The organism is Mesorhizobium sp. CC13 (genome assembly GCF_039907765.1).
GTDB lineage: Bacteria > Pseudomonadota > Alphaproteobacteria > Rhizobiales > Rhizobiaceae > Aminobacter.
In genome coordinates this window covers 163,138-185,472 of record NZ_JARDJI010000003.1, presented here as the reverse complement: position 1 = coordinate 185,472, position 22,335 = coordinate 163,138, and the positions used below count along the sequence as shown (strand labels likewise).

Sequence of the window (22,335 nt, the reverse complement as noted above, 5' to 3'; positions counted from 1 at the left end):
CGGGACCGGACGTGAACCTTTGACAACCACTCCAGCTGCGAACCTTCGTCATGCGTATTGCTCCAGTGCTTGCAATTCTGGTCGTGGGTGCTGCCGCCGGCGGCGGATATGCGTATTGGTCGCAGCTGCAGGCCGCCCGCATCCCCGAAGGGCTGGCGCGCGCCAACGGCCGCATCGAGGTCGAGCGCGTCGACGTCGCGACGAAATATGCCGGCCGCCTGGCCGAGGTGCGCGTCGACGAGGGGGCGGTCGTGCAGAAGGGCGACGTTCTCGTCCGTGTCGACACGACCGAGACCCTGGCTCAGCTGGCCGCGGCGAAGGCCGCCGTCCACCGCGCCCACCAAAGCATCGCCCGCGCCCAGGCCGACGTCGTCCTGCGCGAGGCCGAGCTGAAACTTGCCGAGACCGAACTCGGACGGGTCGTCGAACTGGTGCGCACCAGCGCCTCGGCTCCGGCGGAGCTGGACCGGCGCACGGCGCAGCGGGACGTCGCGAAAGCGATCCTCGAGAACGCCAAGGTCGCCGTCGAGGATGCCAATGCCGCCACCGAGGCAGCCTTGGCCCAGGTGACGCAGATCGAAGCCGTGATCGCCGACATGACCTTGAAGGCGCCGGTCGCCGGCCGTGTCGAGTACCAGCTCGCCCAGGAAGGCGAGGTCGTCCCGCCCGGCGGACGCGTGCTGACGCTGCTCGACCTGTCCGATGCCCACATGACGATCTTTCTGCCCACCGGCCAGGCCGGGCGGGTCGAACTCGGGTCGGAGGCGCGCATCGTCCTCGACAGCGCCCCCGAATACGTCGTTCCGGCCATGGTCGAATTCGTCGCCGCGGAGGCGCAGTTCACGCCGAAATATGTCGAGACGGCGAATGAGCGGGAAAAGCTCATGTATCGCGTCAACCTGCATGTCGATCCGCAATTGCTGCGGGCCTATCAGGGCTACGTGAAGGCGGGCATGACGGGCACCGCCTATGTGAAGGTCAACAGCACCGCCACGTGGCCGGCCAATCTCGCGCCGAGGCTGCCGAATGTCCCCTGACGACACCGAAACGTCCGTTCGCGTCGAGCAGATCGTCCACCGCTATGGCGAAACGCTCGCGCTCGACGACGTCAGCCTCGCGATCCCGGCCGGGGCGAGCGTCGCCTTCGTCGGTCCCGACGGGGTCGGCAAGTCGACCTTGCTTGGCCTGATCGCCGGCGTGCGCCGCATCCAGTCCGGATCGGCCACGGTCCTTGCCGGCGACATGGCTTCGCGCGCCCATCGCGACGCGGTGGCTTCCCGCATCGCCTACATGCCGCAAGGGCTCGGCCGCAATCTCTACCAGTCGCTTTCGGTGGTCGAGAACATCGACTTCTTCGGTCGGCTCTACGGGCAGAGCGCCGAGGAGCGCCGGGCCAGGATCGCGGTTCTGCTCGAAGCCACCGGCCTCGCGCCGTTCCCGGATCGGCCTGCCGGCAAGCTGTCCGGGGGAATGAAGCAGAAGCTCGGGCTGTGCTGTGCGCTGGTCCACGATCCCGACCTTCTGATCCTCGACGAGCCGACGACCGGCGTCGATCCGCTGTCGCGCCGCCAGTTCTGGGACCTGATCGACCGGATGCGCGCGAGCCGCCCCTCGGTGACGATCCTGGTCGCCACCGCCTACATGGACGAGGCCGCGCGCTTCGAGCGCATCGTGGCGGTGGACGAGGGCAAGGTGCTGGCCGCCGGCCCGACATCGGAGGTTCTCGCACGCGTGGGCGCCGGCACCCTAGAGGAGGCCTATGTCGCCCTGCAACGGCCCGAACGCCGCGGCGAACGCTCGCCGCTGGTCATCCCAAAGCTGGTTCAGGCGGGCGGTCCGCCGGCGATCTCGGCGGAGAACCTCACCATGCGGTTCGGCGACTTCACCGCCGTCGACCATGTCAGCTTCGAGATCGAACGGGGCGAGATCTTCGGCTTCCTGGGTCCCAACGGCTGCGGCAAGTCGACGACCATGAAGATGCTCGCGGGACTGTTGCCGGCGACCGAGGGACGCGCCGAGCTGCTGGGCAAGCCTGTCGACGCCCGCGATATCGCTACGCGCATGCGGATCGGCTACGTGTCGCAGTCCTTCTCGCTCTATGAGGAGCTGACGGTGCGCGGCAACCTGGAGCTGAACGGCAGGCTGTTCCGCATTTCCCGCGGCGAACTTCAAGAGCGGGTCGACGCTGCGCTTGGGCGCTTCGACCTGGCCGCCGTCGCCGATGCGTTTCCGCCGGCGTTGCCGCTCGGCATGCGGCAGCGGCTCCAGCTCGCCGCCGCCTGCCTGCACAGGCCCGAAGTGCTCATCCTGGACGAGCCGACTTCCGGCGTGGATCCGGCCGCCCGCGACCGCTTCTGGCGCCTTCTGGCCGAGATGTCGCGCCGGGACGGAGTGACCATCTTCGTCTCGACGCACTTCATGAACGAGGCGGAGCGCTGCGATCGCGTGTCGCTGATGAATGCCGGCCGCGTGCTGGCGATCGGGACCCCGGACGACGTGCGCGAAGGCCGGAATGCGGCGAGCCTCGAGGATGCGTTCATCGCCTATCTCCAGGAGGAGGCCCAAAGCCCGGCGCTGCCCGCGGCGAACCAGGCTCCCCTGCGCGCCGAGGTGGCAGCCATTGCCCGTCCGGAGCGGGCGGCGGGACGCGACCGCAGCGCGTCCGACCGCACTGTCGCTGCGTCCCTCTACCGGATCTGGACATTTGCGCGGCGCGAAGCGATCGAGGTGCTACGCGATCGCATCCGACTGGCGTTCGCGCTGCTCGGACCGATCATCCTGATGGCGGCCTTCGGCTACGGCATCTCGTTCGACATCGAGAATCTTCGCTATGCCGTGCTCGACCGCGACCAATCCTACGAAAGCCGGCTCGTTCTGGAACAGTTCTCCAATTCCCGCTATTTCGCCGAGCGGTCGCCGCTGGCGAGCGAACTCGAGATCGATCGGCGCCTGCAGTCGGGGGAACTGCGCTTTGCCGTCGACATCCCGCCGGGGTTCGGCCGGGATCTGCTGCAAGGACGCCAGCCCGAGGTCAGCTTCTGGCTGGAAGGCGGCAATACCTTCCTTGCCGAGACCGCCCGCGCCTATATCGGCGGCGCGGTGCTGGCCTATACCAACGAGCGCTACCGCCGCGCGGAGGGCAGGGAGCCGCAACTGCTTCCGGTCTCCGTCGAGCCTCGGTTCCGATACAACCAGGACTTCCGCAGCGTGTTTGCGATCACGCCGGGAAGCATCATGCTCCTGCTGATCATTTTCCCGGCAATGCTGACCGCGCTCGGCGTGGTGCGGGAGAAGGAACTGGGCTCGATCACCAACGTCTATGCGTCGCCCGCGACCGTCGGCGAGTATCTGCTCGGCAAGCAACTGCCCTACATCGCCATCGGCCTGCTCACCTATGCGAGCTTGCTCGTCATGGCGGGCGGCATTTTGGGCGTCTGGCCGAAAGGTTCGATCGTCGCCCTTTCGGTTGCTGCGGCTCTCTACGTGTTCGCCGCAACCGCCTTTGGCCTTCTGGTTTCGGCTTTCGTGTCGACCCAGGTGGCGGCCATCTTCGGCACCGCCGTCGTAACCGCGATGACGGCTGCGCACTATTCGGGCTTTCTCATCCCGCCGTCGGCGCTCGAGGGCCCGGGACGCCTGATGGGGCTCATCTTCCCGTCGCTGTGGTTCCAGACCGTCAGCCTCGGCGTGTTCGCCAAGGGGCTGGGCATGAGCGCATTCCTGAAGGAAATGGGCGTGCTCTTCGGCTTTGGCATGCTGTTTTTGTTGGCGGCCCGCCTCGCCGTCCGCAAGCAGGGGGCCTGACCATGCTGCGCTGGCTGCAGAACGTGCTTCGGCTCGGCTTCAAGGAACTCGCCAGCCTGTCGAGCGACGTGGTGATGATGGCGCTCATCGCCTACGTCTTCACCTTCGCGGTCTATACCGAATCGACCGCCATGCGGACCGACGTGAACAACGCGCTGGTCGCGGTCGTGGACGCGGACCAGTCGGCGCTGTCCGCCCGCATCAAGGATGCGCTCCAGCCGCCCTTCTTCCAGCCGCCGCGCGAGATCGACCGCTCGGAGGTCGATCGGTTGCTGGACAAGGGCTACTTCACGTTCATTCTCGAGATACCGCCGAAGCTCGAAGCCGATCTGATAGCAAACCAGGGCCCATCCATCCAGATCAACGTCGATGCGACAGCCGTGAGCCAGGCCGCCGTGGGCACGGCCTACATCCAGCAGATCATCGCCCGCGAGACCGCCGCGTTCCTCAAGGCCGAGGGCGCCGGTTCGGTCATTCCCATCGAGCCGGTTGTCCGCGCCATGTTCAACCAGAACCTGGAGGCGATGCGGTTTTCGGCAAGCATGGGGGTGATCAACAACATCACCATCCTTTCCATAATCCTGGTCGGTGCGGCCGTCATGCGCGAGCGCGAGCGCGGCACCATCGAGCACCTCCTGGTGATGCCCGTGCGATCGAGCGAGATCGCGGTCGCCAAGATATGGGCCAATGCCTTGGTCGTACTGCTCGCGGCCGCCTTCTCGCTCCGCGTCGTGGTCAACACCGCGCTCGGCATCCCCATCGTCGGTTCGGTCGAGCTGTTCCTCGTCGGAGCCGCCGTCTACCTGTTCGCGGTGACCTCGCTCGGGATCATGCTCGCCACGATCGCCAACTCGATGCCCCAGTTCTCGCTCCTGTCCATCCCGGTGTTCGTGCTGATGTTCCTGCTGTCGGGCAGCTTCGCCCCGTTCGAGAGCATGCCGCCGTTGCTGCAGGACATCATGTACATATCGCCGTCGACGCATTTCGTGCGTTTTGCCCAGGCCGTGCTCTTCCGAGGTGCGGGCCTCGACGTCGCATGGATGGATCTTTCGATCATGGCATTGCTCGGCGCCGCCTTTCTGGCGACGGCACTGTCACGCTTCCGGATCATGCTGGCGCGGCAGACCTAGTCTCGCAAATTCGGATCGGCATGGCGGCACGCGCGACAAGCCGCCGTTGCCAATGCGGCCCAGGCCGTTTTCCGAGGCTCTCCCTCCAACCATCGAGGTCCGACATGTGCCTATCTGCTGAGGTCAGCTTCGCCGCGGCGGCCGTCCTGGTGCCTGCCGGGACCGCCACCATGGTCCGAGCCATCCGCAGCGATGTGCGCTACCTGGCGATCGGCACGCTGCCGCTGCTGTTCGGCCTGCAGCAGTTCGTGGAGGGGCTCGTCTGGACGGCCGGTGCCGCCGGTGACGCCGCTCTCGCGAGCCAATATTCGCTCGTCTACATGTTCTTCACCTGGATCGTCTGGCCCATCTGGGTGCCGCTCTCGGCCTATGCGCTCGAAACCGGGGCACGACGGCGCATCCTCATCCCCTTCATCATCGCAGGCGCGATGCTGGGCGGCCTGCAATATTTGCCCTATTTCGCCCATCAGGGCTGGCTGACGACATCGTTCTTCCAATGGTCGGTGCGGTATCAGGATATCAACCTGCTCGATTACCTCATTCCTCGCGCGGTGACATACGCGATCTATTTGACGCTCGTCATCGTGCCGTTCCTTCTGGTGCGTGATCGCGACGTCAAGATTTTCGGATTGCTTGTCATGGCGGTCGTGATCGTCACCTATGTCTTCTTTTCCTATGCCTACATCTCGGTATTCTGCTTCGGCGCGGCCATCGTCTCTTTCCACCTGATCTTCGTGGTCTGGCGCAAGGGACATGGAACAGGCAGCCGGGACGCAGCCCAGCCAGACGGGAGTTGCTCGAGGACCCAATGATTGGAAATGGCGATGTCTGGGCGATTGCATATCTGTCGGTGGAGTGGGCAATCCGCCTCGTGATGGTGGTGGTGGTGCCCCTGCGGCGTTCGGCGGAGGCATCGCGCAGCTGGCTGCTTCTGGTGTTCTTCCTGCCCATTCCGGCGCTGCTCATTTACCTTCTGATCGGAAGGCCGACCTATCCTGCCTGGCGCCGCAGGCGGTTTGGCAGGTTGAACGCAGTCCTTTCGGCGGCCTCGAAGGAGATAAGGCACTCGCAGTTCTGCCGGCGTCCGGACCTGCCCGCCAATCTGGAGGGTCCGGCCGCCCTGATCGAGAAGCTCGGGCATTTTCCGGCCCTGTCGGGGAACGAGATCGAGTTCGTCTCCGACTATGGCGAGGCGATCGACCGGCTGATCACGGACATCGACGGGGCGCGCGAGACCGTCCATCTGATGTTCTACATCTTCGTCGACGACGAAACCGGCCGCCGGGTCATCGATGCGCTCGACCGCGCCGCCCGGCGCGGGGTCAAGTGTCGTGTGCTTATCGATGCAATCGGTTCGCGGCGATGGGCGGGGCCGGTGTCCGCTCAACTCGCGGCCGCCGGCGTGCAGGTCCAGCTGGCGCTGGAAGTGGGGATATTCCGCCGCAGGTCGGCACGCGCCGACCTCAGGAACCACCGCAAGATCGCCGTCGTCGACAGCCGCATCGGATATGTCGGCTCGCAGAACATCACCAATGCGGAGTTCCGCAGCGGCCTGATCAATGAGGAACTCGTCGCAAGGGTCGTCGGACCGGTCATCGCCGAACTCCAGGCCGTCTTCGTCGCCGACTGGTACATGGAAACGGGCGAGAAGCTCGACGCACCCGCCCTGTTCCCCCACAACGCTCCCGGCGCCAAGGTGGTCGCCCAGGTGCTGGCGAGCGGACCAGACCATCCAGACGCCGGCATCGGTCACCTCATGGTCGCGCTCGTGCACGGCGCCAACGAGCGGATCGTGCTGACGACCCCGTATTTCGTGCCCGATGAAGCGCTTCTCCAGGCGTTGAAGATCGCCGCGCTGCGCGGGGTCGAGGTGCACCTTGTCGTCTCCTCGCTCGTCGACCAGGTCCTGGTAAGCTGGGCCCAGCGGTCCTATTACGCGGAGCTTCTCACCGCCGGGGTGCGTATTCACCTCTATGAAGGGCGCTTCCTGCACGCCAAGCACGTCACCTTCGACGATGACATCGCCCTTGTTGGCTCCAGCAACCTCGACATCCGGTCGTTCGTGCTGAACGCGGAAATCAGCCTGGTCGCCTTTGCCCCGAAGGTCGTCGACCAGTTGCGACGGGTGCAGGACCGCTACTTCGCCACAAGCACCGACCTCAAGCTCGACATCTGGGAGACGCGTTCGGTCTTCAGGAAGATCGGCGAGAACATCGCACGGCTGGCAAGCCCGCTCCTGTGAGTGGAGCGGGCTGAACGGCCTTACGACTCGACCTCGATGATGTCGCCGGCCGATCCGGCGTAGTCGAGCGCGTAAGCAAGCTCGCCGGAGGTCTCGGCATGGACGTGCAAATAGGGCTGGCCCCGGTCGATCTCGTCGCCGAGGCGAATCTCCATGTGGATGCCGGCTGCCTTTGTGTCGGGCGCGCCTGCGAGCTTGGCCAATCGGGCAAGCTTGCGGTTGTTGATGTGGACCACGCGTCCGGCGCGCGGTGAGACGAGCGCGTGGACCATGGCTGCCTTCGGCGGCGTGCGCAGGCCGCCCTGCGCCTCGCAGATCGCCGCGAATTTCGCCCAGGCGCGACCGTTCCTCAGCGTTTCGAGCGCCAATGCGGCGCCGGTTCCGCGCTCCGCCTTGCTGCCGATTTCGAGGGCTGCTCCCGCCAGCATGGCGGCGCGCCGGCGCAGGTCCTCGGGCGCACCCGGCGCATTCTGCAGGACGGCAAGCACGTCGAGTGCCTCGAGCGCAGGCCCGATCCCGCGCCCGACGGGTTGCGAGCCGTCGGTGCGGATGCAGGTGACATCGAGGCCGAAGCGCGATCCGACCGCGCGCATCCGCGCCGCAAGGCCGTCGGCGGCCTCCTCGCTGCGCACCTTGGCCGTCGAACCCACGGGAATGTCGATCACGACATGGGTGGAGCCGGCGGAGATCTTCTTGGAAAGCACGGAGGCGATGAGCTGCCCCTCGGTGTCGACGTCGAGTTCGCGTTCGACGCGGACGAAGATGTCGTCGGCCGGGCTCAGATGCACCGCACCGCCCCATGCGATACAGCCGCCCTCGACTTCGACGACGCGCTTGAGGGCCACGACGTCGAGGTCCACCGGTGCCAGCGTCTCCATCGTGTCGGCCGTGCCGGCCGGCGAGGTGATGGCGCGCGACGAGGTCTTGGGCATGAGCAGCCCGTTCGCGGCAACGATCGCCACCACGATGGGTGTGGTCCTGTTGCCCGGCAGGCCGCCGATGCAATGCTTGTCTACGACGATAGGGGCATCCCAGCCGAGGCGGTCGCCAACGCCCACCATGGCGGCGGTAAGGTCGGCCGTTTCGGCTTCGTCGAGGGGCAGGGCTGCACTCGCGGTGAGGAAGGCGGCGAGATGCACGTCGGTGTAGCGACCGGCGGTCACGTCCCGGACGATGTCGGTGAGGGCGCGTGCGTCGAGGCGGTTGCCATAGATGCGCCGGCGCACATTGGCGAGGGACTCGATGGCAGGCGCATGGGTCACGCGCACTTCCTCGCCTTCCTGGACCCCAAGGGCCGTCCAGGCGGTTTCCGACAGGCCGGCGTCGTCGATGCCGAGCATCGTGCCGCCCTCGACCTGAAACAAGGTTGCCTGCACCTGGCGCCCGCCGGCGGAGACGAGAACCTGCGAGCGGGCCGAAAGCCCCTCGGCCCGGCAGACGTGGCAATCGGTGCGCATCACCACGACCGGCTGGTGCTGGGTGTGCAGGCCGAGCCGCCTGGCGTGCAGTGCGGGCTGCGCGAAGGGAGCGGCGGAACCGTGCGACTGGGTCATAGCTCGAAGACCTGATCCTGCCGCGGCGTGGTGGCCTCCCACCCGAGCTCACGGTCGATCCGCACGCGCAGCGCTTCCGATGCCTCGTCCTCGCCGTGAACGATGAAGACGCGGTTGGGCCGCTTGCGGAAGCCCGAAAGCCACCGCACCAGTTCGTTGGAGTCGGCGTGGGCCGACAGCATCGGCAGCTCCGCGATCTCGGCGCGGACCGGAATCCACTCGCCATGGATCTTGATTTCCTGTGCGCCCTGAACCAAGGCGCGGCCGCGCGTTCCCGCGGCCTGGAAGCCGCCGAACAGGATGGTGTTCTTGGGCGACGGGGCGTTGGCCTTCAGGTGGTGCAGCACGCGGCCGCCGGTCGCCATGCCGCTCGCCGAGATGACGATCTTCGGGTAGCGGCTCGCGGTGATCGCCTTGGACGCCTCGACATCCCTCGTATAGGTCGCGACGGCGCAGATGGCGTCGCAGACCTCGGGCGGCAGGCGGTGATCGGCGCTGTGCGTATGAAGCAGTTCCGTGGCATCGATGGCCATCGGACTGTCAAGGAAGACGGGCACGTCGGGAAGCCGGCCGGCCGTCTTGAGTTTCCACAGATGATAGAGCAGCGACTGGGCGCGGCCGACCGCGAATGCCGGTATCAAAAGGGTGCCGCCACGGCGGACGGTCCGCTCGATGATCGCGCCGAGCAACTCGGACGGGTCGCCCGCCTCGTGCACCCGATTGCCATATGTGGATTCGACGATGACGTAGTCCGCTTCCGGCACCGCCACCGGGTCGGGCAGCATCGGATCGTCGTAGCGTCCGAGATCGCCCGAGAAGACGACGCGGCGGTCTGCCCATTCGATATCCACCGTGGCCGCGCCCAAAATGTGCCCCGCGTGACGATAGGTTGCGGTGGCTCCACCCGGAAGCTTGACGGGTTTGTCGAAGGACACGGGCCTGAACAGCGACAAGGCGCGCTCGGCATCGGCGACGCCATAGAGCGCCAGCGCCGGCTTGTGCTTCGAATAGCCCTTCCGGTTGGCGTATTCGGCGTCCTTTTCCTGGAGATGCGCACTGTCCATCAGGATGAGTTCACTGACGTCCTTCGTTGCCGCCGTGGCGAAGATCGGCCCGCGGAAGCCATCCCGCACCAGCTTGGGCAGATAGCCCGAATGGTCCAGGTGGGCGTGGGTCAGGACGACGGCGTCGATGCTCGACGCCTCGACGGGAAGCTGCGCCCAGTTGAGTTCGCGCAAGTTCTTCAGGCCCTGGAACAGGCCGCAATCGACCAGGATGCGGCTGCCCTGGTGACTGAGGAGGTGTTTCGAACCCGTGACCGTGCCGGCGCCGCCGAGGCTGCTTAAGGTGAGCATCTCTGATCTCATTTCCCTGGTGTCTTGAGGTCGGCGGGATTGCCGCTTCCATCAACGGCGGCGCGCTCGGCCGGCGTGAGCAGGCCGTCGCGCGGCCAGCCCGCGAGTGTTGCCGCGCCGTCGACGAGATGCGCCCAGGAGCAGCGGTTGGCGAACAGAAGCCCCGCCACGTCGAGCGTTCCCCCGCGGCTGATGTAGCCGCGCGCCTTGGTCCGCAGCGGTCCGCCATCGAGGCGGCGCAGGAGGCCGATCATCGGCTCGGGCCGGGTGTGGGTGATGATGAGGCGCGGCAGGTGCGGCGGGAAGAGCCTTGCGAGCTCCTCGTCGGTTGCGGTGAAGGCCGCTTCGAGCGGGTCGCGCGGGATGCGGAAGCGCCCCGGCTCGCCCACCGCCGTCACCGCCACCCGCCGGCCGCGCGCCTTCAGCCTCTCGGCCGCCTTGAGCGCTTCCTCGAGCTGGTAGGCGCCGATGGCGACGAACTGGAAGTCGGCGGCTGCCGGGTCGCCTTCGACATGGGCCGCGCCCGTGGCGATGAAGCGCTGCGCCGCCTCGCCGTCGAGGCGGTTTGGCATGTCGCGCTTCGACACGATGATGCACGCGACCTGGCCGCGGCCCCGGTAGACCGACTGCAGAGACGCCATCGCGCTGTTCGCGTCCACGGGGAACAGCACGCGTGCAGTGTCCGACATCTCGCCGAGCAGCGCCTCGCCGATGGTCGGATCCTGGTGGGACTGCTCGTTCTTGGAGTTTTCCCAGGTGTGGGAGGTCACCACCACCGGCACCGAAATCCAGCCGGGTTTATGCCCGACCTCGCGCTGCCGCCGCGCGAAGATGATCTCCTGGCGCAAGCCGCCGAGCATCTTCATGGCGAAGGCTTCGTAGCTGACGATCAGGTTGATGCCGCCCTTGTTGGCGACCGCCGCCCCGGCGACGGCTTCCTCGTTGAGGGCCGTGATCACCGCGCCGTCCCTGGCCTCGGCGACGTCCGGTTCGGCGATGTTGACCCGGTGCCGCAGCCTCTCGAGCGTTGCACCCATGTGGTTCGAGCTCAGTTCGTCGGGATTGCCCACGCGCGGCCGCAACTGCGGATTGGCGTCGACGACGCGGACGAACCAGCGGTCCAGCGCGTGCATGGCGCAATCCGCGGGCGCGTCCGGCATCGCCCATTTGGGCTCGGGCAGGCTCGGCGCCGCGGGATGCCGGACAGCCAGTGGGTGACCACTTTCGCGCGGCCGGACCTGGGACCGGTGGGTCGCCAGCGCCGCGACGGAACGTTCGATGTCCTGGGGAGATACGTAGAGCGCCCTGGCCGCCTCGTTGAACGCATGTCGGGCGGCCTCGTCGCGGGACGGATTGCCGCCGAGGGGCAGGTTGTGCGCGGCGTTGGTGCCGGCTCCTGGAAAGCCGAAGCCCTTGACCGTTTCGGCGATCGCATAGGGGACAGGTGCCGGATAGCGGCGATCGGGGCCGTCGCGGAACTGCTCCAGCCGGCCCTCGCCGGTGAGGATCGCCCATACGAATGCCGCCGGATCCCTGCCGTCGATCACGATCGGATCGAAGCCGTTGAGGCGCAGATGGGCCTCGAGCCAGCCGGTGCCGCCCTGCTGGGCGATCTGGGCGCGTTCCTCGATCCGCCGTCCGTTGAGGATCATCACCGGTATGGCCAGTCCGCAATCCTCGGCGCGCCACCAGCGCGGCGTCCAGTCCGAGCCCCGCTGCTCCTCGAAGGCACCGTCGCTCAGGAACGCGACGAGGCTCTCGCCGGGCAGTGCCATGTGCGCATACTGCACCTCGGCGAAGCCGAGATAGCCTCCCTCGGATATCGCCCCTGCGGTGTTCGGCCCGGCATGGCTGCCAATCGGAACGGCCGGCCGGCCCTCGGCATCGATCGCGTAGGAATAGAAGTCGGCGGCGAGCTGCGACAGTCCCTTTTCCGTCCGGTCGTAGCGGCCTTTCTGTGCCGGCGAGACATCGCCTGTCAGCGCGTTGACCGCCTCGACCGCGGCGACGCAGTGGCCCTGGCCCATCACCCAGGATCTGGTCTTGGCGCTCAGCGTGTTGGCGGCGAGATAGCCGACGAAGGCCGGGACCATGTTGAGCGAGCCGCCGGTATGGCCTTCCGGAGAAGGTTTGAAATCCTCTGGCGCGAGAGGCGCACCGGACAGGTCGACGCGGCGCGCATAGGTCATGTGGACGACGGTCCACATCGCCGCGCAGGCCAGCCTGTCGGCGGCCGCAAGCAGCCCGTAGAGCTTTTCAGGGTCGAACCGTCTGTCCGATGCCAATCGGACAATGCGCTCCACCGTCTGATCGGAGTGGATGATGGGGCCGTATTCCCTGCGCCAGGTTTCGAATGCGGATGAAGGTCTGTCGGTCATGATGCCACCTCGTTTCGGTGTCGGGTCTATTCGCCGGGCCTGGAGACGCCGCTCGTCCATGGCGGCGGGTCGCTTGCCGGAAAGGAGTCGAAGCCGGCACCCTCGACTTCGTCCATCGGCTCGGGCGGGCGCCTGTGGCGCACGAGATCGCCATCGGCTGCGCCCAGCGCATCGATGGTCCCCGCAATCAGCGGCGCGAGACGGATGGCGTTGCTTTCGTGCCGGACCGAATCCGTCGACACGATGCGGTCGGCCACCTGGAGGAGATTGCGATAGGACTGCTCGGCGAAGATGCCGTGGACGACCGCACAGACCGGCCGTGGGAAGCCCTGGAGCGGCAGCTGGCGCGCGGCGTCGATCAGCGTGTGGCCGGACGAGGCGATGTCGTCGACGAGAACCGGCTGGCGCCCGCGCCATTGCGTGAGGTCGGGCACGGCGACCTCGACATTGCGGTCGCCGTGCCGGATCTTGCGCAGCACCGCATAGGGCGCGCCGATGCGTGCCGCGATGGCCGCAACCCACTGCTCGCTCTCCTCGTCCGGGCCGATAACCAGCGGGCTTGCGACCTCGGCGGCGATCCAGGCGGCCAGAAGGGGTGCGGCATGCAGCACAACGGCAGCAATCCCGTAGAGCGAGGACAGCGCCGGATAGCGGTGAAGGTGCGGGTCGACCGTGACGAGCCGGTCGAAGGTGGAGGATACGAGCCGTGCGAAAGTCTTCGAAGTGACGGCCTCGCCCGGCTGGAACCGGCGGTCCTGGCGCATATAGGCCAGGTAGGGGGCGATCAGCGTTACCTGCGTCGCGCCGAGGCTGCGGGCAGCATCGGCGGCGAAGGCGAGGCCAAGGAAGCCCTCGTCGGGCCGCGCCAGGGTGCAGACGAAATCGACGGGGCGATCTGCGACGTCCGAAAGGATGCGCACATAACTTTCGCCGTCGGGAAAGCGGCGCGTCTCAAGGCGGCCGAGCTCCCATCCCCCGGTCGTCGCCAGATCGCTGGCGAGGGTCTCGTTGCCCGGCATCGGCAGGATGAGGCGCATGTCGAAATTTCCCACTCGGTCGTGCCAACCGCACCAAGGCGGCAGGGCTCTATCGTGACCGATCTTTGCCGCTCCCCGGCCGGCAGTCCTTGATCCAGGTTAAATCCGGCGCGATCGACGCGCCGGATGCGTGAAAGGGCTGTGCCCGCCGACGCCGCCCGTCACCTGGCGAAGAGCGTTCCCTTCCTGCCTTCGAGGATGGCGCGGGCATCTTCGAGTCGGCCGATGCCGGCCATGCGGCCGTCCCTGGCTGCGAACGCCATGGCGGCCTCGACCTTGGGGCCCATCGAGCCGGGCGGGAAGGAAGCGGAATCGAGGTCGCCGGGGCGGACGCGGCTGATCCGAGCCTGTCGCGGCGTTCCCCAGTGCTGGTAGACGGCCTCGACGTCGGTCAGCATGAGGAACGCGTCGGCCGAGAGCTCGTCCGCGAGCAGGCCCGCGGCACGGTCCTTGTCGATGACGGCCTCTATGCCGACCAGGTCGCCAGCCCCGTTCTCGATGACCGGGATGCCGCCGCCGCCGGCGCAGACGACGGTGACGCTGTTTTCGACCAGGAGCCGGATCGTGTCGATCTGGGTGATCTTGCGTGGCAAGGGCGAGGGCACCACGCGACGCCAGCGCCCTTTGCTCTCCTCGACGAGAGGCCAGCCGTGGAGGCGCGAGACCTCCTTGGCCTCGGCGGCATCGTAGGACGGGCCGATGGGCTTCTCGGGCTTGTCGAAGGCGGGGTCGCTGCGCTCGACCTTGATCTGGGTGAGGAGCGTGGCGAGCCGGGCGCCTTGCGGCAGCGCGTTCGCCATCTCCTGCTCGACCAGATAGCCGATCATGCCGACGCTTTCGGCGCCGAGTATGTCGAGCGGGTAGGGCGCGACGTCGGTGTAGGCGGCGGCCTGCAGGGCCAGCAGCCCGACCTGCGGGCCGTTGCCATGGGCGACGACGATCCTGTGGTCCCTGGCGAGGTCGGCGAGGGCAAGTGCCGCCTTGCGGACATTGGCGCGCTGCACCTCGGCCGTCATCGGCTCGCCGCGTTTGAGGAGGGCATTGCCGCCCAAGGCTGCCACGATCAGCATCTCACGCACCCAGTGTGGCGACCAGGATGGCCTTGATCGTGTGCATGCGGTTCTCGGCCTGGTCGAAGACAACCGATGCTTCCGATTCGAACACCGCTTCGGCGACTTCCATGCAGTCTATACCGAACTGCCGGAAGATCTTCTCGCCGATCTCGGTCTCGCGGTTATGGAAGGCCGGCAGGCAATGCATGAACTTGGCGTGGGGATTGCCGGTCGCCGCCATGATCCCGGTGGTGACGCGGTAGGGCGTCAGGAGCTTGATCCTTTCTGCCCAGACCGAATCCGGCTCGCCCATCGACACCCAGACATCGGTGTAGACATAGTCGCAGCCGCGCGCGGCCTCGACCGGGTCTTCCGTCAAGGTGATCTTTGCGCCGGTCTTGCCGGCGATGGCACGGCACTGTTCGACGAGTGCCTCGTCCGGCCAGCATGCCCTGGGTGCGCCGAGCCTGACGTCCATGCCGATCTGGGCGGCTCCGGCCAGCAGCGAATTGCCCACGTTGTTGCCCGCGTCGCCGAGGAAGCAGAAGGCGATCTGCGACAGGTGCTTGCGGGTAAACTCGCGCATGGTCAGGAAATCGGCGAGTATCTGCGTCGGGTGGAACTCGTCGGTCAGGCCGTTGTAGACCGGAACCCCCGCGTAGGCGGCCAGGGTCTCGGCCTGCTGCTGCCCGAAGCCACGGTACTCGATGGCATCATACATGCGGCCGAGCACGCGCGCGGTGTCCTTCATCGATTCTTTCTTGCCGATCTGGGTGCCTGTCGGCCCGAGATAGGTGACATGGGCGCCCTGGTCATAGGCGGCGACCTCGAAGCCCGTCCGGGTTCGCGTCGAATCCTTCTCGAAGATCAGAGCGATGTTCTTGCCCTTCAGGCGCTGGCTTTCGTAGCCGCCATATTTGGCCTGCTTGAGCGACGCGGACAGGCGAAGCAGGAAGCGAATCTCGTCGGGGGTGAAGTCGAGCAGCTTGAGGACGCTGCGGCCCTGCAGATTGACTGGCATATCGTCCTCCTCAAGCCGGATCGCGTATCAGCGGGCAGGTCATGCAATGGCCGCCGCCGCGGCCGCGGCCCAGCTCGGCGCCGGGCACGGTGATGACCTCGACGCCCGCCTTGCGCAGCTGGGTGTTGGTGTAGGTGTTGCGGTCGTAAGCGACGACGACGCCGGGTTCGAGAGCGACGACATTGTTGCCGTCGTCCCATTGTTCGCGCTCGGCGATGTAGGCGTCGCCGGCGGTCTCGACGACGCGGAGCTTCTCCAGGCTGAGCGCCTCGGCCACCACCTCGACCAGCCGCCGGTTTTCGGCGCGGACATCGAGGGTGCCGGCCTTCTCGCCGGGCCGGATCGAATAGGGCTCGATCCTGTCGGCCACCTCGGCAAACACGGTGACGAGATCGCGGTCGCAGAAGGTGAAGACCGTGTCGAGGTGCATGGACGCACGCTCGATCGGCAGCTTGCAGGCGACCACGTGGCTCGCGCCGCCCTGGGCGAAGAGAGACCGAGCCAGTTGCCCGATGGCCTGCGGGGTGGTGCGCTCGCCCATCCCGACGAGCACGAGCCCGTTGCCGAGCGGCATGACGTCGCCGCCCTCGAGCGTCGCCAGGCCATGATCCTGGTCGGGGTCTCCCCACCAGACGGGGAAGCCCGCGTCGCGGAAATCCGGATGGAACCGGTAGACTGCGGCGATGTTGACGGTCTCCAGCTTGCGTGCGTTCCAGCGCATCGGATTGAGCGTCACGCCGCCATAGATCCAGCAGGTGGTGTCGCGGGTGAAGAGGTGGTTGGGCAGCGGGGGCAGGACGAAATCCTCCGGCCGCAGCACGGGCGCCAGCAGGCCGCCGGGCTGCATCGGCAGCTCGGCCCGGCTCATGCCGCCCATCAGGATCATGGACAGGGCATCCGCATCGACCTCCATCAGATGCGCCTTCAGGTCGTCGGCCAGCCCGACGCCGACGGTATCGTCGTTGACGCGACGTTCGAGCAGCCAGCGGCGTGCCTCCGGTATCCTCATCGTGTCGGCCAACAGCTCGCGCAGGAAGACCACCTCCGCACCGCGATGGCGGATGGCGTCGACGAAGGTCATGTGTTCGACGCGGGCCTGCTTGACCCAGATGACGTCGTCGAACAGCAGCTCCCGGCAGTTCGACGGTGTCAGCCGCGACAGCGCCGCACCCGGGCGGTCGACGAGCACGCGGCGCAATTTGCCCACTTCGGAGTGGACGCCATAGGTGATGGACATGGAAGGCTCCGTTGGAGTTAGCTCAGCAGGGCTGCGAAGCTGAGGCTCGCAGCGATGATGACGGTCAGGATGAGAAGCAGCGGCCACATGAAGCGCAGCCAGCGTTCGTAGGGGACGCGCCCGATGGCCAGCGCGCCCATCACCACCGCGAAGGTCGGGTTGATCAGGTTCACCAGGCCGTTGGCGGACTGATAGGCGGTAACGACCAGCTCGCGGCCGACACCGGCGAAATCCGCCACGGGTGCCAAGATCGGCATGGTCAGCACTGCCAGCCCGGAGGAGGAGGGCACGAAGAAGGAGAGCAGTACCTCGATCCAGTACATCACGTTGATGAATGCGACCTGCGGGAGCCCGGCGACGGAAAGCTCCGCCCAGTTCAGGATCGTGTCGGTGATCTTTCCGGCATCCATCACCACGACGATGCCGCGCGCCAGGCCAATGATGAGGGCAACGCCGAGCAGGTCGCGCGCGCCGCTGAGGAAGGCATCGACGAACTTCGCTTCGCCCGGATGGGCGATCAGGCCGACAAGGACGCTCGATGCCAGGAACAGGCCGCTCATCTCGCCCATCCACCAGCCGCCGAGCAGCACGCCCCAGATCATCACGGCGAAGGTCAGCGCGAAGACGGCGAGGATCAGCTTGTGCCGGCCGGTGAACTCCAGCGTCGCCACCTGGGTCGAGAGGAAATGCGCCTCGTTTTCGGCCTTGCGGTCGTAGACGAGCGACTTCGACGGGTCGAGGCGTACTCGTTCGGCGTAGCGCATGACGTAGACGACCGAGGCAAGCCAGCTGAGACCCAGTATGGCGAAACGCAGCACGATGCCCTGGGTGAAGGGGATGCCGGCGGCATCGGAGGCGATGACCGTCGCAAAGGCATTGACCGTCGAGCCCAGCACGCCGACGCCTGCCCCGAGCAGGATGATTGCGACGGCGGTCACGGCGTCGTAGCCGGCGGCGATCATGATCGGGATCAGCAGGACATAGAAGGCAAGCGTCTCCTCCGCCATGCCGTAGGTGGTGCCGCCGATGGCAAACAGTGCCATCAGCACCGGGATCATCCACTTCTCCCGGCCCCGGAGCGCCGTCATGGCGCGGACGATGCCGGCGTTGATTGCGCCGGTCGAGGCGACCACCCCGATGAATCCGCCGATGACCAGCACGAACAAGGCGACGTCGATGGCGTTGGCCTGGTTGGTCGCCGGATTGTAGAGGCCGGCGATGGGGGCCATGATCACATCGAACACGCCCTGGGGGTTGGGATCGGTGAGCGCATAGGTGCCGGCAACCGGGACCTCGCGGCCGAGTGCCGCATTGAGGGTGCGCTGGTACTGGCCGGCCGGAACGATCCATGTCAGCGCGGCGACGACGATGATCAGGCCGAAAAGGATCGTGAAGGCGGTCGGAAATCGGAATCGCCGCTTCTGCGACGTGTCTGAAATAGAGGTCATGACAAGTTCCCCTGTGCGTTCGGGGAGCAGCGATGTCCCCCAAATCCCTGTGGCGAGCAGGACCGCTGATCGGGATCCGCTCCTTCGAACTGCGCTGCGGTTCTTGCCGCCCGCTCTTCGTGCCGTGGTCGCGACAATGCGCGCCGGGGGGCTGTTTATCTTTGATCTAGATTAAATCCCGCGGTCGCATCTCCGCCTATCGTTCCTTCATGACGGCAAATCATCCGGCTCGAAGCCGTTCGGGCGATGGCCACGGCGAGGAAGGCCTCGCGTGCGTCGCCCAGGTCGAGCGCTGATGGACAATGGAAAGGATGCCCCCATGAAACATGCAGCACGACTGGCTCTTGCGATCGGCTTGGCGATGTCGCCGGCCCTGGCCCTGGCCCAAAGTGATACCCACCACCCGAAGACCGATGGCGGCGCCCAGACTGCGCCCCAGCAGAATGCCATGGCTGGACCATGCGCCCCGATGATGCAGATGATGAGTGGCATGGGGCAGCAGATGATGGGCGGCAACATGGGCCAGCAGATGATGGGTGGCGACATGGCGCAGCAGATGACTGCCTGCATGAACAGCCTGCCCGAAGCATCGAAGGCCTACATGGCCGCCATGAGCGGCATAAACGCCCAGATGATGGAAGCGATGGTCGCGACCGACCCTGACGTGGCCTTCGTCAAGGGGATGGTCGCCCACCATCAGGCGGCGATCGGGATGGCGAAGGCAGTTCTGCAGCACGGCCGCGACGAGCGGGTGCGTGGCTGGGCGAACGACATCATCAAGGCCCAGCAGGGCGAAATCGACGAAATGCAGAAGTGGCTGCGCGAGCGCGGCCAGTAAAACCAAGACGTTTGCGCCGGAACGGCGCCAAGGCAACACCAGCAAAGGGAAATGACCATGACCACCGAAACGAAAGCCAATCACGTCCACGGCGGGTGTGAAGAGCATGCGCACGACCACGCTGCGGCAGCCGGGCATTGCGGCGACAAGGCGCAGGCCGCGCCGAAGGCGTCCGGCGGCTGTTGCGGAGGCTCCGAACGGAAGCCTGCCCACGAGCACGGCGGCGGCTGCTGCTCGGGCGATGCCGCGCGCGGCGCCAAATAGTCCGTCGACGAAAGGATATGGCAATGGACCGCCGGTCATTCTTGAAGGCATCGTTCGCCGCGTCGATCGCGGCTTCGGCTCCGACGCTCCTGATGAGGGCTGCCGCGGCGAATCCTGCATCATCGACGAGCGCTGGCCAGCCCACCTTGCTGCGGGTCGTCAAGCGAACGATCGAGGTCAATGGTCGCGACGCTACTGTCTTCGGGCTGCAGCAGAAGGACGGCAGCCACGGCATTCGCATCCGCGCCGGCGAGCGATTCAACGTGCTCCTGGCGAACGAGGCGGCCGAGCCGACGATCGTCCACTGGCACGGCCTGACGCCGCCCTGGCCGAGCGACGGGGTTGCCGGCGCGCCGATGCCGCTGCTCGACGCCGGCGCCGAGCGGTCGTTCGACTTTCCGGTCGCTCTGCCCGGCACCAACTGGATGCACGCCCACACCCTGCAGGAGCAGCAGCTTCTCGCGGCTCCCCTGGTCGTCGCCGATCCGCGCGACGACGGCCGCGACGAACAGGAGGTGGTTGTCCTCCTGCATGATTTCTCGTTCACCCCGGCGGGCGAGATACTCGAGAAGCTGAAAGGCGGCGGCCATGGCGATCAGGGCCAGGCTACGGGCGGCATGAAGATGGACGGCATGCAGATGGATGGCATGCAGATGCCGGGCGGCGGCGCTGCCATGGATCTCAACGACATCGAGTACGACGCCTATCTCGCCAACGACCGTACCCTCGACGATCCAGAGATCATTTCAGTGGAGAAGGGCGGCCGCGTAAGATTGCGGCTCATCAACGGCGCCACCGCAACGGCCTTCACGCTGGATCTCGGCGAATTGCAGGGAACTCTCGTCGCCGTGGATGGCCAGCCGGTCGAACCGGTCACGGGCCAGCGCTTCCCGGTGTCCATGGGTCAGAGGGTCGACGTGAGGCTGGAGCTGCCGGCCGACAAGCGCTCGTTCCCGGTGCTTGCGTTGCGCGAAGGCGCTGTCCAGCGCACGGGCTTCATCTTGAGGGTCGGCGACGCTCCGGTCGCGAAACTGTCTCCTGCCGGCGATCAGGCCGGGCCTGTCCTGGACCTCGATCTGGAGGCCCGGCTCCGCGCAGTTTCGCCGCTGGCCGAGCGTACCGCCGACCGGCGTTTCGACCTGGCCCTGGGCGGTTCGATGACGCCATACCAATGGAGCCTCGTAGCGGACCCCGCAATCACGGTCGCGCCCGGAGAGCGGGTGGAGGTCACCATGGCGAACAAGTCGATGATGGCCCATCCGATGCATCTGCACGGGCATCATTTCCAGGTCGTCGCCATCGACGGGGCGCGTTTCTCCGGCGCGATACGCGATACGGTCCTGTTGCCTCCCGGCCGCTCGGTGACGATCGCGGTCGATGCGGACAATCCCGGTCAATGGGCGTTCCACTGCCACCATCTCTACCACATGGCTACGGGCATGATGACGACCTTCGCCTACGCGGCCTGACCGTCGGGTTGGGCAGGCGCGAGTACCGCTCGCGCCTGCCCTCGAGAACACATCCAAAGCCAATGAACCAGAGGTTTTGACCAGTATGGGTGCGCAATCCGCATTTACACGGCGTGGCGCGATCTTAGCGCTCGCCGGAGCCGCGATCGGCCTGGTGCTGTCGGTGGGTGGGGCAGGGGCCGCCGATGGCTACCAGACTGCCGACGGACTGGCCGTATACCTGGGCATCATCCCCGCAGCGGTGGTCAAGGGGCACCCGGCGGGGCATCCCGAAGCCGACATGCATGGCGGGGCGCCCGCAGGCGCTCATGTGCGGCATGTCGTGGTCGCTGTGTTCGACGCCAAGAGCGGGGACCGCGTCGAGAACGCGACCGTGGCGGCCACGATCTCTGGCCTGGGCCATGTCGGCCGCAAGCGGGTCTCGTTTGAACCGATGGCGATTGCAGGGACGGTGACCTATGGCGGCTTCGTCGATTTCGCTGGCGCCGACCGCTACCAGATCGCTGTCGAGGTGAGCGTCCCGGGTCGGGACAAGCCCGTACGCCTCGATTTTACGGACGAACATCTGCGCTGATCAGATCGGCCCGCAAGCAAACTATGGAGATCCGACAGGCGCGACCCGGCGATGCTCGAGAAGGGCGGCGCTGGTCGCGTCTGCCGGTCGGTACCGTCGTCGAGGCCCCTCGAAGCGGCCTTCCCCCTCAATGCGTGTGGGATGCTTCCCTGTCCGCTGGAGACGATGGTTGCCGTGGCTGGCTCCCATGCTTGCCATGGCCGCGATGCATGAACATGTGCAGCAGCGGGCAGGCGAGGATGACCAGGAACGGCAGCCATGCGAGGAGATTCGCCCGGTCGGCCACGACATAGACACCCGCAGCGGCGAGCAGGCCGGCGAATGCTATTTTGGCAGTGAGCGAAAATTGCCGTGGCTTCTCGCCTTGATGTTGGTCCGGTGATCTCGTTTCCATGGTCAGTCCCCAGGCAGGAGCGCGCACGCTCGGAAGTCATAGACGCACAATGCGCCGGGCTGGGCGCCGATTCCTTGATCTCGGTTAAAGTCCTTTGGTGGATGCTGCGACGGCATGGCGAGCGGGCAGGGGCGGCCCGACAAGCGCCCCTCAAGCCGTGGGGAGCCCGTCGAAGTCGCGCGCGAGGTCGACGACCGGGCATGAGCAGGAGCCTATGCGCACGTCCAGGCCGGCGTCCAGGAGCCTGTCTCTTTCCGGCGCCGCGACGAAGCCGCAGATGAACCTGTTGACCCCGCTGCGCAGCACCAGGTCGCATGTCGCTTGTCCGGTACGTTGGGTGTTGGGCTGAAACGACCGGGTCGCCGCGGCCAGATCCAGCACCAGCAGGCCGTCGCTCTTCGCAAAGAACGGGCTCAGCATCACCAGATTGCCGCTCACCACGACAAGGATGGCTATGGGCGGCGGCTGCCGCGGGGGTGAAATCGAGGATGCCATGTCTGACCCGGATGAATGGAATCCAAATGCCATTGGAGCAGCGA

19 protein-coding genes are annotated in these 22,335 nt (G+C 66.6%); 9 read left to right on the top strand and 10 right to left on the bottom strand.

Annotated elements, in window-relative coordinates; genetic code table 11:
* Positions 1-50 precede the first annotated feature (50 nt).
* The 5 genes from PV773_RS06725 (at position 51) to cls (ending at position 7,176) form a co-directional block, all read left to right on the top strand.
* Positions 51-1,037, top strand: a complete 987-nt coding sequence (locus PV773_RS06725) for an HlyD family efflux transporter periplasmic adaptor subunit (RefSeq protein WP_347965596.1) — start codon at positions 51-53, stop codon at positions 1,035-1,037.
* Complete coding sequence (gene rbbA / locus PV773_RS06720; RefSeq protein ID WP_347965595.1) at positions 1,027-3,804, top strand: ribosome-associated ATPase/putative transporter RbbA; 2,778 nt, start codon at positions 1,027-1,029, stop codon at positions 3,802-3,804. The genes PV773_RS06725 and rbbA overlap by 11 nt, the downstream gene beginning before the upstream one ends.
* A gap of 2 nt (positions 3,805-3,806) precedes the next feature.
* Complete coding sequence (locus PV773_RS06715; protein ID WP_347965594.1) at positions 3,807-4,934, top strand: ABC transporter permease; 1,128 nt, start codon at positions 3,807-3,809, stop codon at positions 4,932-4,934.
* A 104-nt stretch (positions 4,935-5,038) separates the two neighbouring features.
* Positions 5,039-5,746: a DUF6629 family protein gene (locus tag PV773_RS06710; RefSeq protein ID WP_347965814.1), complete on the top strand. Its 708-nt coding sequence runs from the start codon at positions 5,039-5,041 to the stop codon at positions 5,744-5,746.
* Positions 5,743-7,176, top strand: coding sequence for a cardiolipin synthase (cls, locus tag PV773_RS06705; RefSeq protein ID WP_347965593.1), 1,434 nt, complete (start codon positions 5,743-5,745; stop codon positions 7,174-7,176). Before PV773_RS06710 ends, cls begins: the two co-directional genes overlap by 4 nt.
* Before the next feature lie 20 nt (positions 7,177-7,196).
* Here the strand turns inward: cls and PV773_RS06700 are convergent, their stop codons facing one another.
* The 8 genes from PV773_RS06700 to PV773_RS06665 form a co-directional block, all read right to left on the bottom strand.
* Positions 7,197-8,729, bottom strand: a complete 1,533-nt coding sequence (locus PV773_RS06700) for a thymidine phosphorylase family protein (protein ID WP_347965592.1) — start codon at positions 8,727-8,729, stop codon at positions 7,197-7,199.
* Entirely contained in the window at positions 8,726-10,084 is a 1,359-nt protein-coding gene (locus PV773_RS06695) for an MBL fold metallo-hydrolase (RefSeq protein WP_347965591.1), read from the bottom strand. Before PV773_RS06695 ends, PV773_RS06700 begins: the two co-directional genes overlap by 4 nt.
* Positions 10,085-10,092: 8 nt before the next feature.
* Positions 10,093-12,462: a xylulose 5-phosphate 3-epimerase gene (locus tag PV773_RS06690; protein ID WP_347965590.1), complete on the bottom strand. Its 2,370-nt coding sequence runs from the start codon at positions 12,460-12,462 to the stop codon at positions 10,093-10,095.
* Positions 12,463-12,488: 26 nt separating this feature from the next.
* On the bottom strand, positions 12,489-13,499 hold the full coding sequence (locus PV773_RS06685; protein WP_347965589.1) for a ribose-phosphate pyrophosphokinase: 1,011 nt from the start codon (positions 13,497-13,499) through the stop codon (positions 12,489-12,491).
* A gap of 161 nt (positions 13,500-13,660) precedes the next feature.
* Complete coding sequence (locus PV773_RS06680; RefSeq protein ID WP_347965588.1) at positions 13,661-14,569, bottom strand: carbamate kinase; 909 nt, start codon at positions 14,567-14,569, stop codon at positions 13,661-13,663.
* A gap of 1 nt (position 14,570) precedes the next feature.
* Positions 14,571-15,572 carry an ornithine carbamoyltransferase gene (argF, locus tag PV773_RS06675; RefSeq protein ID WP_347965587.1) on the bottom strand — a complete coding sequence of 334 codons (1,002 nt, stop codon included), beginning with the start codon at positions 15,570-15,572 and terminating at the stop codon, positions 14,571-14,573.
* A gap of 10 nt (positions 15,573-15,582) precedes the next feature.
* Positions 15,583-16,809, bottom strand: a complete 1,227-nt coding sequence (arcA, locus tag PV773_RS06670) for an arginine deiminase (protein ID WP_347965586.1) — start codon at positions 16,807-16,809, stop codon at positions 15,583-15,585.
* Between the two features lie 17 nt (positions 16,810-16,826).
* Entirely contained in the window at positions 16,827-18,257 is a 1,431-nt protein-coding gene (locus tag PV773_RS06665) for a YfcC family protein (RefSeq protein ID WP_347965585.1), read from the bottom strand.
* A 295-nt stretch (positions 18,258-18,552) separates the two neighbouring features.
* On the opposite strand from PV773_RS06665, the gene PV773_RS06660 reads away from it, so the two are divergent.
* The 4 genes from PV773_RS06660 to PV773_RS06645 all read left to right on the top strand — a co-directional run bounded on the left by PV773_RS06660 (position 18,553) and on the right by PV773_RS06645 (position 21,402).
* On the top strand, positions 18,553-19,095 hold the full coding sequence (locus tag PV773_RS06660) for a DUF305 domain-containing protein (protein WP_347965584.1): 543 nt from the start codon (positions 18,553-18,555) through the stop codon (positions 19,093-19,095).
* A 57-nt stretch (positions 19,096-19,152) separates the two neighbouring features.
* Complete coding sequence (locus PV773_RS06655) at positions 19,153-19,359, top strand: hypothetical protein (RefSeq protein ID WP_347965583.1); 207 nt, start codon at positions 19,153-19,155, stop codon at positions 19,357-19,359.
* Between the two features lie 23 nt (positions 19,360-19,382).
* Positions 19,383-20,828: a multicopper oxidase family protein gene (locus tag PV773_RS06650; protein ID WP_347965582.1), complete on the top strand. Its 1,446-nt coding sequence runs from the start codon at positions 19,383-19,385 to the stop codon at positions 20,826-20,828.
* A gap of 85 nt (positions 20,829-20,913) precedes the next feature.
* Positions 20,914-21,402 carry a hypothetical protein gene (locus PV773_RS06645; RefSeq protein ID WP_347965581.1) on the top strand — a complete coding sequence of 163 codons (489 nt, stop codon included), beginning with the start codon at positions 20,914-20,916 and terminating at the stop codon, positions 21,400-21,402.
* Between the two features lie 127 nt (positions 21,403-21,529).
* Here PV773_RS06645 and PV773_RS06640 read toward each other — a convergent pair whose 3' ends face one another.
* The gene (locus PV773_RS06640; protein WP_347965580.1) at positions 21,530-21,796 is read right to left on the bottom strand and encodes a DUF2933 domain-containing protein; all 267 of its coding nucleotides are present in this window, start codon (positions 21,794-21,796) and stop codon (positions 21,530-21,532) included.
* A 150-nt stretch (positions 21,797-21,946) separates the two neighbouring features.
* Positions 21,947-22,291 (bottom strand): hypothetical protein, encoded by a 345-nt coding sequence (locus PV773_RS06635; protein WP_347965579.1) that lies wholly within the window; start codon positions 22,289-22,291, stop codon positions 21,947-21,949.
* Positions 22,292-22,335: the final 44 nt, after the last annotated feature.